This is a genomic window from Pseudomonas sp. So3.2b, assembly GCF_019464415.1.
Taxonomy (GTDB): Bacteria; Pseudomonadota; Gammaproteobacteria; order Pseudomonadales; family Pseudomonadaceae; genus Aquipseudomonas; species Aquipseudomonas shahriarae.
Map to the genome: position 1 here is coordinate 5,678,052 of NZ_CP080494.1, position 12,655 is coordinate 5,690,706.

Below are 12,655 nucleotides of genomic sequence, written 5' to 3' on the forward strand. Positions count from 1 at the left end.
CGATTAAAAATATGGGCTTGTCCGCGATAGCGGTCTATCAGTGAGTACCGCTCTGACTGATCCACCGCTATCGCGGGCAAGCCCTAATGCCAGTCAGTTAAGCGCAGATCCCCTGTGGGAGCGGGCTTGCTCGCGAAAGCAGTGGGTCAGTCAACATCAATGTTGGCTGGGCCGACGTCTTCGCGGCGATGCGGCGATCCGACAAGCCCGCTCCCACATTTGATCCTCACTGCTTTGAGCATTGCGTTCGCTTAACTGATCGGCATTAGGGCAAGCCCGCTCGCACATAGGGGGTTGGCGTGTTCGGGATTCAGGTCGGGGCCCTGACGCCGAATCGGTTGCGGTAATCACTGGGCGCAAGGCCGGTGATTTTTTTGAAGATCCCGCGAAAGGCGCTGGGGTCCTGATAGCCCACGGTCCAGGCAATCTGATCAATGGTGGTAGTGGTGAACTCCAGCATCTGTCGCGCCTTGCCCACCCGCAGGTGCTGACAGTACTCGGTGGGTTTCAGGCCGGTGGCAGTGCGAAACCGGCGCAGGAAGGTGCGCTCTTCCAGGCCGGCGGCCTGGGCCATCGCCGCGAGGGAGACATCCACCGCGCCACTGGCCTGTAACGCGTGCTGGACCTTGAGAATGGCTGCGTCGCCATGGCCGAGGATCGGCGCAAAATTGCTGCCGCACTGGCTGGCGCTGTCACTGTGCTCAATCACCAGAAAGCGCGCGGTGTCGGCGGCGATGCTCGGACCCATGAGGCGGTCGACCAGGCGCAGGCCCAGCTCGGACCAGGCCATCAGCCCGGCAGTGGTAATCAGGTCGCCATCATCGACGATAGGCTTATCGGCCTCCAGGCGCACCGCAGGAAAACGACTGGCGAAGGCGCTGGCCGAAGACCAGTGGGCAGTGGCGCTACGCCCATCGAGCAAGCCGCTGCGCGCCAGCATGATCGAACCGATGCACACACCTCCCAGCACGGTGCCGGCCGCATGTTGCTGACGCAGCCAGTGCAACAGCGCGGGCGGCGCCTGTTCTTCGCAAAATTCGCCAATCGACGGCGGCACCAGCACGGCCATCAACGGTTGATCGGGGCCCGGCTGGCTGTCAAATGCCCGAACCGGCGTACCCTCTGCATTAACCTGCCAGTGGCTGACACGCAGCAAGGGTAGCTGCTGGCTCTGATGCTCGGCGGCGATACGATTGGCGACGCCGAACAGGTCGGTCAAACCGTGTACTGCCGCCATCTGCGCGCCACGGTAGATCAGCACGCCGAGCTCGACGATCGCGCGTTCCACAGCCATTGTCAGTTTTCCCCCTGTTATTGTCGGTAGAGCCAATCCCCGCGCCATGCGCCAGCTACGATACTGGGCGCATCAACCCCTCACGAGAAAACACACATGGCCAAGCAAGCACTTATCCTAATTGATATCCAGAACGACTACTTCCCCCAAGGCAAGTGGCCATTAGCCGGTGTGGAAGCGGCGGCCGACAAGGCGCAACAAGTGCTCCACGCATTTCGTCAGGCCGGCGATGCAGTGATCCACGTGCGCCATGAGTTCACCTCGGCAGATGCGCCCTTCTTCACCCCGGGCTCTGAAGGCGCCCATATACATGCCAAGGTGCAGAACGAAAACGACGAGCCGGTGGTGCTCAAGCACTTTGTAAATGCTTTTCGCCAAACCAACCTGCGCGAATTACTCGAACGACACAGCATCACCGACCTGGTGGTCGTCGGCAGCATGAGCCACATGTGCATCGACGCCGTGGTTCGCGCAGCGGCGGACTATGGCTACAACGTGACGGTGATCCACGACGCCTGTGCTACCCGCGATCAGGAATTCAATGGCAAGACCGTTCCGGCGGCGCAGGTGCATGATGCCTACATGGCGTCACTGGCCTTTGCCTACGCCAGCGTGGTGTCGGCGGACGAGTTCCTGAAGGCCTGACTGTCAGCGTGTCGCGAGGACGAACAGCCGTGGAAATGGCAGCAACACCGTGCCATCGGCCAGGGCCGGGTAAGCCTCGCGGATACGCGCCAGATAGACGTCGAGAAAAGCACCTTGCTCGGCCTCATCCAGCGGCGCCAGAAATGGCCGCAGGCCCGTGCCCTTGAACCATTCCACCACCGCCTCATGGCCGCTCAGCGGATGGTAATAGGTGGTGTGCCATACATCGACGGTGCTGCAATGCTTGTTCAGCATCTCGTAGTAATCACGTGCCCCGTGGCGCTCGTTGTGCTTGACCGCACCGATCTTGTCCGCCCACGGCCCTTGCGCTGCCACTTCACGGGCCAGGCGGTGGGCGGGCTCGTTGAGGTTGTCCGGGGTTTGCACCGCCAGCGTCCCGCCCGGCGTCAATTGCGCCACCAGGTGCGGATAGAGGGTGGCGTGGTCCGGTACCCACTGCAGCGAGGCGTTGGCGAGGATCACATCAAACTGTCGCGCAGGCTTCCAGGCGCCGATATCGGCCAATTCAAAGTTGAGTGCCGGCAACCGCTCACGGGCGCTGACCAGCATGTCCTGCGAGCTGTCCAAGCCAGTAATCGTCGCCTGGGGGAAACGCTGGGCCAACACCTCGGTGGAGTTGCCGGGGCCACACCCCAGGTCGACTGCAGTTCGTACGTCGCCTGCGGGAATGGCGGCGACCAGATCCCGGACGGGACGGGTGCGCTGTTGTTCAAACATCGAATACTGCTGGGCAGACCAGGTCATCGGGGCTTCCTTCTTGGGTAAGGGAGTGCGCTACAGCCTAAATCTTGTGACGCTTAGGGACAAATGCCAGAGCCGGGGAGTTTCCCTACCTAAAAACAAGAAACCCCCGAGGCAAATGCCAGCGGGGGTTCCTGGTGTTACGGGATAGTCCGGGCCAAGGTGGCCTTAGAACGGAATATCGTCATCAAAACTGTCGAAGTCAGCGGCTGGCTGTGGTGCCGCCTGCTGTGGCGCTGGACGCGACTCACGCTGTGGCTGCTGGCTTGGCTGCGGACGGGACTGCTGTGGACGCGGTGCCGAGTTGGACATGCCGCCCTGGCCCTGTTGGTCGCCCTGTGGACGGCCGCCCAGCAATTGCATGGTGCCTTGCATGTCGACCACGATTTCTGTGGTGTAACGCTTGATGCCGTCTTTTTCCCACTCGCGGGTCTGCAGTTTGCCTTCGATGTAGACCTGCGAACCCTTGCGCAGGTATTCACCGGCGATCTCTGCAACCTTGCCGAACATCGACACACGGTGCCATTCGGTTTTCTCGACCTTCTGGCCGGTCTGCTTGTCGGTCCACTGTTCGCTGGTCGCCAGACTCAGGTTGGTCACGGCGTTACCGTTAGGCAAGTAGCGAACTTCGGGATCCTGGCCGCATGTACCGACCAATATGACTTTGTTAACCCCACGGGCCATAACGTTCTCCTAGGCTGGGCGCGCTGTCGGCACTGGGTTGACCAGTTGCTCGAGCGTCGCGCGATCCAATAGTTCGGTGTCCAATTTGATGTAAATGGCCGCTTCTTCCGCGACCACGACTGCATCTGTTACCCCTACGACGGCCTTCAGGCGTTCTACCAGACCGCTTTCACGGATCGCCTCGGGCGATAGCGGCAAACGCAGACTTGTGACGTAGGGAGGTTCGCGCATGGTAACAGCAAAGACCAGCCAAAGTGCAGCCAGCCCGGCGCATCCGAGGAACACAACCGACAAACCGCCATGCTGGAACATCCAGCCGCCCATGATGCCGCCCAGCGCCGAACCGAGGAACTGGCTGGTGGAATACACCCCCATTGCCGTGCCTTTGCCGCCTGCCGGTGACACTTTACTGATCAGCGAAGGCAGTGACGCCTCCAGCAGGTTGAACGCGGTGAAAAACACCACCGTGCCGACTACCAGTGCCCGTAGGCTGTCGCCGAACTGCCAGAAGAATAGTTCAGTGAGCATCAATGTCGCGACGGCGCCGAGCAAAACTCGTTTCATTTTGCGTTTCTTCTCGCCATAGATGATGAACGGGATCATGGCGAAGAACGAAATCAGCAATGCGGTCAGGTACACCCACCAGTGCTCCTCCTTGGGCAACCCGGCCTTTTCCACCAGCGCCAGGGGCAAGGCGACGAAGCTGCACATCAACATCGCGTGCAATACGAAGATACCTAAATCCAGGCGCAGCAGATCCGGGTGCTTGAGGGTCGGTAGCAGCGCCTGCTTCGCCACGCCCGATTCACGGTGCTGCAGCGGCCCGGTGGAGCGCGGCACCATAAAGGCCACGATCACGATACCCAACAGGGCCATGCCGCCAGTGGCCAGGAACAGGCCGTGCAAGCCAAAGGCGCGGGTCAGCAAGGGGCCCACCACCATGGCCACGGCAAACGACAGGCCGATGGTCATGCCGATCATGGCCATGGCCTTGGTGCGATGTTGTTCGCGGGTCAGGTCCGACAGCAGCGCCATCACCGCCGCAGAAATCGCCCCGGCGCCCTGCAGGATACGTCCGGCGATCACGCCCCAGATCGAATCGGCATTGGCCGCCAGCACACTGCCCAGGGCAAAGATGATCAGCCCCAGGTAGATCACCGGTCGACGGCCAATGCGGTCGGAAATGATCCCGAACGGAATCTGGAAAATCGCCTGGGTCAGGCCATAGGCGCCAATCGCCAGGCCGATCAGGGCCGGGGTCGCGCCTGCGAGGTCCATGCCATAGGTCGCCAGTACCGGCAACACCATAAACATGCCCAGCATACGGAAGGCGAACACCAGGGCCAGACCGCTTGCTGCTCGGGTCTCGCCGCTACTCATGCGTTCGCTGTGGGGATCGTGCATGGAAAAACCTCGTGTGAACCGGCGGCGATTCTACCAGTCCCATCGTTTGAGAGGGTATATGCGGCGCTTTGCCGCGCAGCTTTCATGTAAGGCTGAAATGGGCAAACTGACAGTGTATATTCATCCAGTCTTTAACCGTATACTCCTGCATTATTTATACGCCCGCCGTGCGAGGCCATCTTGGACAAGATCCTGATTCGTGGGGCTAGAACCCACAACCTGAAGAACATCGACCTGACCCTGCCCCGGGACAAACTGATTGTCATCACCGGCTTGTCCGGGTCCGGCAAATCATCGCTGGCGTTCGACACGCTGTATGCCGAAGGCCAGCGTCGTTATGTGGAGTCGCTGTCGGCCTATGCCCGGCAGTTCCTGTCGATGATGGAAAAGCCTGATGTCGACACCATCGAAGGCCTGTCGCCAGCCATTTCCATCGAACAGAAGTCGACCTCCCACAACCCACGCTCCACCGTGGGCACCATTACCGAAATCTACGATTACCTGCGCTTGTTGTATGCACGCGTCGGTATTCCGCGCTGCCCGGATCACGATATCCCGCTGGAAGCCCAGACCGTCAGCCAGATGGTCGACCTGGTGCTGGCCCAGCCGGAAGGCGCCAAGCTGATGCTGCTGGCGCCGGTGATTCGTGAGCGCAAGGGCGAGCACCTGTCGGTCTTCGAAGAGTTGCGCGCCCAGGGCTTTGTCCGCGCCCGGATCAACGGCAAGCTGTATGAGCTGGATGAAGCGCCGAAGCTGGATAAACAGAAGAAGCACACCATTGATGTGGTGGTCGACCGTTTCAAGGTGCGTGCCGATCTGCAGCAACGCCTGGCGGAGTCGTTCGAGACCGCACTGAAGCTGGCAGACGGTATTGCCCTGGTGGCGCCGATGGACGACGAGCCGGGCGAAGAAATCATCTTCTCCGCGCGCTTCGCCTGCCCGATCTGCGGCCACGCCATCAGTGAGCTGGAACCCAAGCTGTTCTCCTTCAACAACCCGGCTGGCGCCTGCCCGACCTGTGATGGGCTGGGGGTCAAGCAGTTCTTCGATATCAAGCGCCTGGTCAATGGCGACCTGACGCTGGCGGAGGGCGCGATACGTGGTTGGGACCGGCGCAATGTGTACTACTTCCAGATGCTCGGGTCGTTGGCTGCCCACTATAAATTCAGTCTGGAAGTGCCTTTCAACGAGCTGCCGGCCGAGCAGCAAAAAGTCATCCTGCACGGCAGCGGCTCGCAGAACGTCGACTTCAAGTACCTGAATGATCGTGGCGACATCGTCAAGCGCTCCCACCCGTTCGAAGGCATCGTGCCTAACCTGGAACGGCGCTACCGGGAAACCGAGTCGGCCAGTGTGCGCGAGGAGCTGGCCAAGTTCCTCAGCACCCAGCCCTGCCCGGATTGCCGCGGCACCCGTTTGCGTCGCGAGGCCCGCCACGTCTGGGTCGGCGAGAAAACCCTGCCGGCCGTGACCAACCTGCCCATCGGCGATGCCTGCGAATACTTCGGCGTATTGAAGCTGACCGGGCGACGCGGCGAAATTGCCGACAAGATCCTCAAGGAAATTCGCGAGCGTCTGCAGTTCCTGGTCAATGTGGGGTTGGATTACCTGTCCCTGGATCGCAGTGCCGACACCCTGTCTGGCGGCGAGGCACAGCGTATACGCCTGGCCAGCCAGATCGGCGCCGGCCTGGTGGGCGTGCTGTACATTCTCGACGAGCCGTCCATCGGCCTGCACCAGCGTGACAACGATCGTCTGCTGGGCACGCTCAAGCACCTGCGGGACATCGGCAACACGGTGATCGTGGTCGAACACGATGAGGATGCCATTCGCCTGGCGGACTATGTGGTCGATATCGGCCCTGGTGCCGGCGTGCATGGCGGCCATATTGTGGCCCAGGGCACTCCCGCGGAAGTCATGGCCCATCCGGACTCATTGACAGGGAAATACCTGTCTGGCCGGGTAAAAATCGAAGTGCCGGCCAAACGTACGCCACGCAACAAAAAACAAGCGCTGCACCTCAAGGGCGCGCGCGGCAACAACCTGCGCAATGTCGACCTGGAAATCCCCCTGGGCCTGCTGACCTGCGTGACCGGTGTATCCGGCTCTGGCAAGTCGACGCTGATCAACAACACGCTGTTCCCCCTCAGTGCCACGGCACTGAACGGTGCCACCACCCTGGAAGCTGCCGCCCATGACAGCATCAAGGGCCTGGAGCTGCTGGATAAAGTGGTGGATATCGACCAGAGCCCGATCGGTCGCACGCCCCGCTCCAACCCTGCAACCTATACCGGGCTGTTCACGCCGATTCGCGAACTGTTCGCCGGTGTGCCGGAGTCCCGCTCGCGGGGTTATGGGCCAGGGCGCTTCTCCTTCAACGTCAAGGGCGGGCGCTGCGAGGCGTGCCAGGGCGATGGCCTGATCAAGGTCGAGATGCACTTCCTCCCGGACATCTACGTGCCGTGCGATGTGTGCAAGAGCAAGCGTTACAACCGCGAAACCCTGGAGATCAAGTACAAGGGCAAGAACATCCATGAAACCCTCGAGATGACCATCGAGGAGGCGCGGGTGTTCTTTGACGCAGTGCCGGCCCTGGCACGCAAACTCCAGACCCTGATGGACGTGGGCTTGTCGTATATCAAACTAGGGCAGTCGGCGACTACGCTGTCCGGTGGTGAGGCGCAGCGGGTGAAGCTGTCTCGCGAGCTGTCCAAGCGCGATACCGGCAAGACCTTGTATATCCTCGATGAGCCGACCACCGGCTTGCACTTTGCGGATATTCAGCAGTTGCTCGACGTACTGCACCGCCTGCGCGACCACGGCAACACGGTAGTCGTGATCGAGCACAACCTGGATGTAATCAAGACGGCCGACTGGCTCGTGGACCTTGGGCCGGAAGGCGGCTCCAAGGGTGGGCAGATTATTGCGGTGGGTACGCCGGAGCAGGTTTCCGAGATGCCGCAGTCCCACACTGGCTACTATCTGAAGCCGTTGCTGGCGCGCGACCGGGCCTGAGTTTTCGGGCCCAACAAAAAGCCCCTGTCACCGCTATGGTGACAGGGGCTTTTTTATGCCGGCGAAATCAGAACTGCGATTGCAGGTAGTTTTCCAGACCGATCAACTTGATCAGACCCAGCTGCTTTTCCAGCCAGTAGGTGTGATCTTCTTCAGTGTCGTTCAACTGTACGCGCAGGATTTCCCGGGTCACGTAGTCGTTGTGCTTCTCGCAAAGCTCAATGCCTTTGCACAGCGCAGCGCGGACTTTGTATTCCAGGCGCAAGTCGCTGGCGAGCATCTCAGGCACGGTGGTACCGGTATCCAGGTCATCAGGACGCATACGCGGCGTGCCTTCGAGCATCAGGATACGGCGCATCAGCGCGTCGGCGTGCTGTGCCTCTTCTTCCATTTCGTGATTGATACGCTCGTAGAGCTCGGTAAAGCCCCAGTCTTCGTACATCCGCGAGTGAATGAAATATTGGTCACGAGCTGCCAGTTCGCCCGTCAGCAACGTGTTGAGGTAATCGATTACGTCGGGGTGACCTTGCATCGCCCTACATCTCCCTGCTTGAAAGGCCCTAGTTTGAACCATGCTGACCTGCAGGTCACGAGACGAACGGCAGAAAAGTGAAGATTTTCAGAGAAAAGTAGCTGAAATAACGCAAAAACCGCCCAAATGAGGGCGGTTCTGCTTATCACTTAGAGTCAGTTAAGCGATACACCCAGCGCTGTTGCGATTCCTTCTCCATAAGCTGGATCAGCTTTGAAGAAGTGCTGCAGTTGACGCTGAACCACATCACTGGAAACCCCGGCCATCGCGCCGGCGATGTTGTTAATCAACAGCGCTTTTTGCTCAGCGTTCATCAGGCGGAACAGCGCACCGGCATGGCTGTAGTAATCAGTGTCTTCGCGGTGGTCGTAACGATCGGCCGCACCACTGAGCGCCAAGGCTGGTTCTGCGTACTGCGGTGCCTGTTTTGGCGCATCGGCGTAACTGTTTGGCTCGTAGTTGGGAGCCGCACCTCCGTTGGTGCCGAACGCCATGGACCCGTCACGCTGATAGGTGTTGACCGGACTGCGTGGAGCATTCACTGGCAGGTGCTGATGGTTAGTGCCGATACGGTAGCGGTGCGCATCGGCGTAAGCGAATACACGGCCCTGCAGCATGCGATCCGGCGACAAACCGACGCCTGGCACCATGTTGCTTGGGCCGAACGCGGCCTGCTCCACTTCGGCGAAGTAGTTCTGCGGGTTGCGGTTCAACTCCAGCTCACCCACTTCAATCAACGGGAACTCTTTCTGCGACCAGGTTTTGGTTACGTCGAAGGGGTTCTCGTAGTGAGCGTTGGCCTGGGCCTCAGTCATGATCTGGATGCACACACGCCATTTAGGGAAGTCACCACGCTCAATGGCCCCAAACAGATCGCGCTGGGCGTAATCCGGATCGGTACCAGCCAGACGCGCTGCATCGGCAGGCGCCAGGTTCTTGATGCCTTGCTTGGTCTTGTAGTGCCACTTCACCCAATGACGCTCGCCATTGGCGTTGATCAAGCTGTAGGTGTGGCTACCAAAGCCATGCATATGACGGTAGCCGTCAGGGATGCCACGGTCCGAAAACAGGATGGTGACCTGGTGCAGCGCCTCAGGCGAGTGCGACCAGAAGTCCCACATCATCTGTGCACTTTTCAGGTTGCTTTGCGGCAGGCGCTTTTGAGTGTGGATAAAGTCGGGGAACTTCAGCGGGTCACGGATAAAGAACACCGGGGTGTTGTTACCAACGATGTCCCAGTTGCCTTCTTCGGTGTAGAACTTCAGCGCGAAGCCACGTGGGTCGCGCTCGGTGTCTGCCGAGCCGCGTTCACCACCTACGGTAGAGAAGCGCAGAAAGGTCGGAGTCTGCTTACCGACAGCTTCAAACAGTTTGGCATTGGTGTATTGGGTGATGTCTTTGGTAACCGTGAAGGTCCCATACGCTCCCGAGCCTTTGGCGTGTACGCGGCGCTCTGGGATGTTTTCACGGTTGAAGTGGGCAAGCTTCTCGATCAGGTGAAAGTCGTCGAGCAACAACGGGCCACGCGGGCCGGCGGAACGGGAATTCTGGTTATCCGCAACGGGAGAACCGCTGGCGGTTGTAAGGGTTTTATTCTGGCTCATGCTCAATCTCCTCAGGTCAGTCTTGGAACTGCCGGCTAATCGGCTTGGAGGCAGTATTGACCAGGAAGATGACACCTTCAAATGTATTAAATCATGCCACTCAATAGATTTTTACTAACACCCAATCGACTCGCATAGCCAAAGGGCAATGAGTGAACATCACGTTGCTTTTCAATCGCCCACAAAAAACCGGGCACTAGGCCCGGTTTTTCGTAGCAGACTGTCGTCTTACTCGGCGGATACAGCTTCGCCAGCAGTAGCACGATCAACCAACTCGACGTACGCCATAGGCGCGTTGTCGCCAGTGCGGAAACCGCACTTGAGGATGCGCAGGTAGCCACCCTCACGGGTAGCATAACGCTTGCCCAGGTCGTTGAAGAGCTTACCAACGATAGCTTTCGAACGAGTACGGTCGAAAGCCAGACGGCGGTTAGCCAGGCTGTCTGTCTTGGCCAAAGTGATCAGCGGCTCAGCAACGCGACGCAGTTCTTTGGCTTTCGGCAGTGTAGTTTTAATCAGCTCGTGCTCGAACAGCGACACCGCCATGTTTTGAAACATGGCCTTGCGGTGCGAGCTGGTACGGCTCAGGTGACGACCACTTTTACGATGACGCATGGTTCATTCCTTACCAAACTCACGTTCGGTGATTACGACGATCAGGCAGTCGCCTTGTCGTCCTTCTTAAGACTTGCAGGCGGCCAGTTGTCGAGGCGCATGCCGAGGGACAGACCGCGGGAGGCCAGAACGTCCTTGATTTCAGTCAAGGATTTCTTGCCCAGGTTCGGAGTCTTCAACAGTTCTACTTCGGTACGCTGAATCAGGTCACCGATGTAGTAAATGTTTTCCGCCTTAAGGCAGTTAGCCGAACGTACAGTCAGTTCCAGATCGTCAACCGGGCGAAGCAGGATCGGATCGATCTCGTCTTCCTGCTCGATTACCACTGGTTCGCTGTCACCTTTGAGGTCGACGAACGCAGCCAACTGCTGTTGCAGAATGGTTGCAGCGCGGCGAATAGCCTCTTCAGGATCCAGAGTACCGTTGGTTTCCAGATCAATAACCAGCTTGTCCAGGTTAGTACGCTGCTCGACACGGGCGTTTTCCACCACGTATGCGATACGGCGAACCGGGCTGAACGAAGAGTCAAGCTGCAAGCGACCAATGCTGCGGCTTTCGTCTTCATCGCTCTGACGCGAGTCGGCCGGTTCATAACCACGACCACGAGCTACGGTGAGCTTCATGTTCAAAGCGCCGTTAGACGCCAGGTTAGCGATTACGTGATCGGGGTTAACGATCTCGACATCATGATCCAGCTGAATATCGGCAGCGGTAACCACCCCCGAACCCTTCTTCGACAAGGTCAGCGTAACTTCGTCACGGCCGTGCAGCTTGATAGCCAGACCTTTAAGGTTCAACAGGATTTCAATTACGTCTTCCTGTACACCTTCGATGGCGCTGTACTCGTGGAGCACACCGTCAATCTCGGCCTCGACTACTGCACAGCCGGGCATTGAGGACAACAGGATGCGGCGCAGCGCGTTGCCCAGGGTGTGGCCAAAACCACGCTCGAGAGGCTCGAGAGTGATCTTGGCGCGGGTTGGACTGACAACCTGCACATCAATGTGGCGGGGTGTCAGGAACTCATTTACCGAAATCTGCATGGATGCACCTATTTTCTAGCCCTTACTTGGAGTAGAGCTCGACAATCAGGCTTTCGTTGATGTCGGCGGACAGATCACTGCGAGCAGGAACGTTCTTGAAAACGCCCGACTTCTTCTCAGTGTCTACTTCTACCCATTCTACGCGGCCACGTTGGGCACACAGATCGAGAGCTTGGACAATGCGAAGTTGGTTTTTTGCTTTCTCGCGAATCGCGACCACGTCACCAGCACGAACCTGGTAGGACGGAACGTTAACGGTTTGGCCGTTTACGCTGACGGATTTGTGCGATACCAGCTGACGGGATTCGGCACGAGTCGAACCAAAGCCCATACGGTATACAACGTTGTCCAGACGGCATTCGAGCAGTTGCAGCAGGTTTTCACCGGTTGCACCTTTCTTGCCAGCAGCTTCTTTGTAGTAGCCGCTGAACTGACGCTCGAGAACGCCGTAGATACGACGGACCTTCTGCTTTTCACGCAGTTGGGTGCCGTAATCGGACTGGCGACCGCGGCGTTGGCCGTGGATACCAGGTGCTGCTTCAATGTTGCACTTCGATTCGATCGCGCGCACGCCGCTCTTCAGGAAGAGATCGGTGCCTTCGCGACGAGCGAGTTTGCATTTTGGACCAATGTAACGAGCCATTCTTTACAATCTCCTGGATTACACGCGGCGCTTCTTCGGCGGACGGCACCCGTTGTGCGGGATTGGCGTCACGTCGGTGATGCTGGCGATCTTATAGCCACAGCCGTTCAAAGCACGGACAGCAGACTCACGACCTGGACCTGGACCCTTGACGTTAACGTCGAGGTTTTTCAGGCCATATTCCAGCGCAGCTTGACCAGCACGTTCAGCAGCTACTTGAGCAGCAAACGGGGTGGACTTGCGGGAACCGCGGAAACCCGAACCACCGGAGGTAGCCCAAGAAAGCGCGTTACCTTGACGGTCGGTGATGGTCACGATGGTGTTGTTAAAAGATGCATGGATGTGGGCGATGCCATCAACCACTGTCTTTTTAACTTTTTTACGAGGACGAGCAGCAGGTTTTGCCATGATAAT

12 protein-coding genes are annotated in these 12,655 nt (G+C 58.8%); 2 read left to right on the forward strand and 10 right to left on the reverse strand.

Translation table 11 applies throughout. From position 1 onward, the window contains the following. Positions 1-310: 310 nt before the first annotated feature. Positions 311-1,294, reverse strand: a complete 984-nt coding sequence (locus tag K1X80_RS25620) for a GlxA family transcriptional regulator (protein WP_057960760.1) — start codon at positions 1,292-1,294, stop codon at positions 311-313. Between the two features lie 96 nt (positions 1,295-1,390). Between K1X80_RS25620 and K1X80_RS25625 the strand changes: the two genes are divergently transcribed. Further along, positions 1,391-1,939 carry a cysteine hydrolase family protein gene (locus K1X80_RS25625; protein WP_057960761.1) on the forward strand — a complete coding sequence of 183 codons (549 nt, stop codon included), beginning with the start codon at positions 1,391-1,393 and terminating at the stop codon, positions 1,937-1,939. Between the two features lie 3 nt (positions 1,940-1,942). On the opposite strand, the gene tam is transcribed toward K1X80_RS25625, so the two are convergent. From tam to K1X80_RS25640, 3 genes are all read right to left on the reverse strand, one after another. Next, positions 1,943-2,704, reverse strand: a complete 762-nt coding sequence (tam, locus tag K1X80_RS25630; RefSeq protein ID WP_057960762.1) for a trans-aconitate 2-methyltransferase — start codon at positions 2,702-2,704, stop codon at positions 1,943-1,945. A gap of 165 nt (positions 2,705-2,869) precedes the next feature. Beyond that, positions 2,870-3,385, reverse strand: a complete 516-nt coding sequence (locus K1X80_RS25635; protein ID WP_017849542.1) for a single-stranded DNA-binding protein — start codon at positions 3,383-3,385, stop codon at positions 2,870-2,872. 9 nt (positions 3,386-3,394) lie between these two features. Beyond that, positions 3,395-4,789, reverse strand: coding sequence for an MFS transporter (locus K1X80_RS25640; RefSeq protein ID WP_198792002.1), 1,395 nt, complete (start codon positions 4,787-4,789; stop codon positions 3,395-3,397). 180 nt (positions 4,790-4,969) lie between these two features. Here K1X80_RS25640 and uvrA point away from each other — a divergent pair, with 180 nt between their 5' ends. Next, positions 4,970-7,804: an excinuclease ABC subunit UvrA gene (uvrA, locus tag K1X80_RS25645; RefSeq protein WP_029299403.1), complete on the forward strand. Its 2,835-nt coding sequence runs from the start codon at positions 4,970-4,972 to the stop codon at positions 7,802-7,804. Positions 7,805-7,871: 67 nt separating this feature from the next. Here uvrA and bfr read toward each other — a convergent pair whose 3' ends face one another. From bfr to rpsK, 6 genes are all read right to left on the reverse strand, one after another. After that, positions 7,872-8,336, reverse strand: a complete 465-nt coding sequence (gene bfr, locus K1X80_RS25650) for a bacterioferritin (protein WP_029299402.1) — start codon at positions 8,334-8,336, stop codon at positions 7,872-7,874. A 155-nt stretch (positions 8,337-8,491) separates the two neighbouring features. Next, positions 8,492-9,940, reverse strand: a complete 1,449-nt coding sequence (locus tag K1X80_RS25655; RefSeq protein WP_220172559.1) for a catalase — start codon at positions 9,938-9,940, stop codon at positions 8,492-8,494. A 228-nt stretch (positions 9,941-10,168) separates the two neighbouring features. Further along, entirely contained in the window at positions 10,169-10,555 is a 387-nt protein-coding gene (rplQ, locus tag K1X80_RS25660; RefSeq protein ID WP_007918448.1) for a 50S ribosomal protein L17, read from the reverse strand. 41 nt (positions 10,556-10,596) lie between these two features. Then, positions 10,597-11,598 (reverse strand): DNA-directed RNA polymerase subunit alpha, encoded by a 1,002-nt coding sequence (locus K1X80_RS25665; RefSeq protein WP_003176403.1) that lies wholly within the window; start codon positions 11,596-11,598, stop codon positions 10,597-10,599. 22 nt (positions 11,599-11,620) lie between these two features. Beyond that, entirely contained in the window at positions 11,621-12,241 is a 621-nt protein-coding gene (rpsD, locus tag K1X80_RS25670) for a 30S ribosomal protein S4 (RefSeq protein WP_003210056.1), read from the reverse strand. A gap of 18 nt (positions 12,242-12,259) precedes the next feature. Beyond that, positions 12,260-12,649, reverse strand: coding sequence for a 30S ribosomal protein S11 (gene rpsK / locus K1X80_RS25675; protein WP_002555466.1), 390 nt, complete (start codon positions 12,647-12,649; stop codon positions 12,260-12,262). Positions 12,650-12,655 lie beyond the last annotated feature (6 nt).

Coding starts and splice junctions, on each gene's coding strand:
- K1X80_RS25625 (WP_057960761.1), top strand. CDS start 1,391: ATGGCCAAGCAAGCACTTATCCTAATTGATATCCAGAACGACTACTTC.
- bfr (WP_029299402.1), bottom strand. CDS start 8,336: ATGCAAGGTCACCCCGACGTAATCGATTACCTCAACACGTTGCTGACG.
- rpsD (WP_003210056.1), bottom strand. CDS start 12,241: ATGGCTCGTTACATTGGTCCAAAATGCAAACTCGCTCGTCGCGAAGGC.
- K1X80_RS25635 (WP_017849542.1), bottom strand. CDS start 3,385: ATGGCCCGTGGGGTTAACAAAGTCATATTGGTCGGTACATGCGGCCAG.
- K1X80_RS25620 (WP_057960760.1), bottom strand. CDS start 1,294: ATGGCTGTGGAACGCGCGATCGTCGAGCTCGGCGTGCTGATCTACCGT.
- rplQ (WP_007918448.1), bottom strand. CDS start 10,555: ATGCGTCATCGTAAAAGTGGTCGTCACCTGAGCCGTACCAGCTCGCAC.
- rpsK (WP_002555466.1), bottom strand. CDS start 12,649: ATGGCAAAACCTGCTGCTCGTCCTCGTAAAAAAGTTAAAAAGACAGTG.
- K1X80_RS25640 (WP_198792002.1), bottom strand. CDS start 4,789: ATGCACGATCCCCACAGCGAACGCATGAGTAGCGGCGAGACCCGAGCA.
- tam (WP_057960762.1), bottom strand. CDS start 2,704: ATGACCTGGTCTGCCCAGCAGTATTCGATGTTTGAACAACAGCGCACC.
- K1X80_RS25655 (WP_220172559.1), bottom strand. CDS start 9,940: ATGAGCCAGAATAAAACCCTTACAACCGCCAGCGGTTCTCCCGTTGCG.
- K1X80_RS25665 (WP_003176403.1), bottom strand. CDS start 11,598: ATGCAGATTTCGGTAAATGAGTTCCTGACACCCCGCCACATTGATGTG.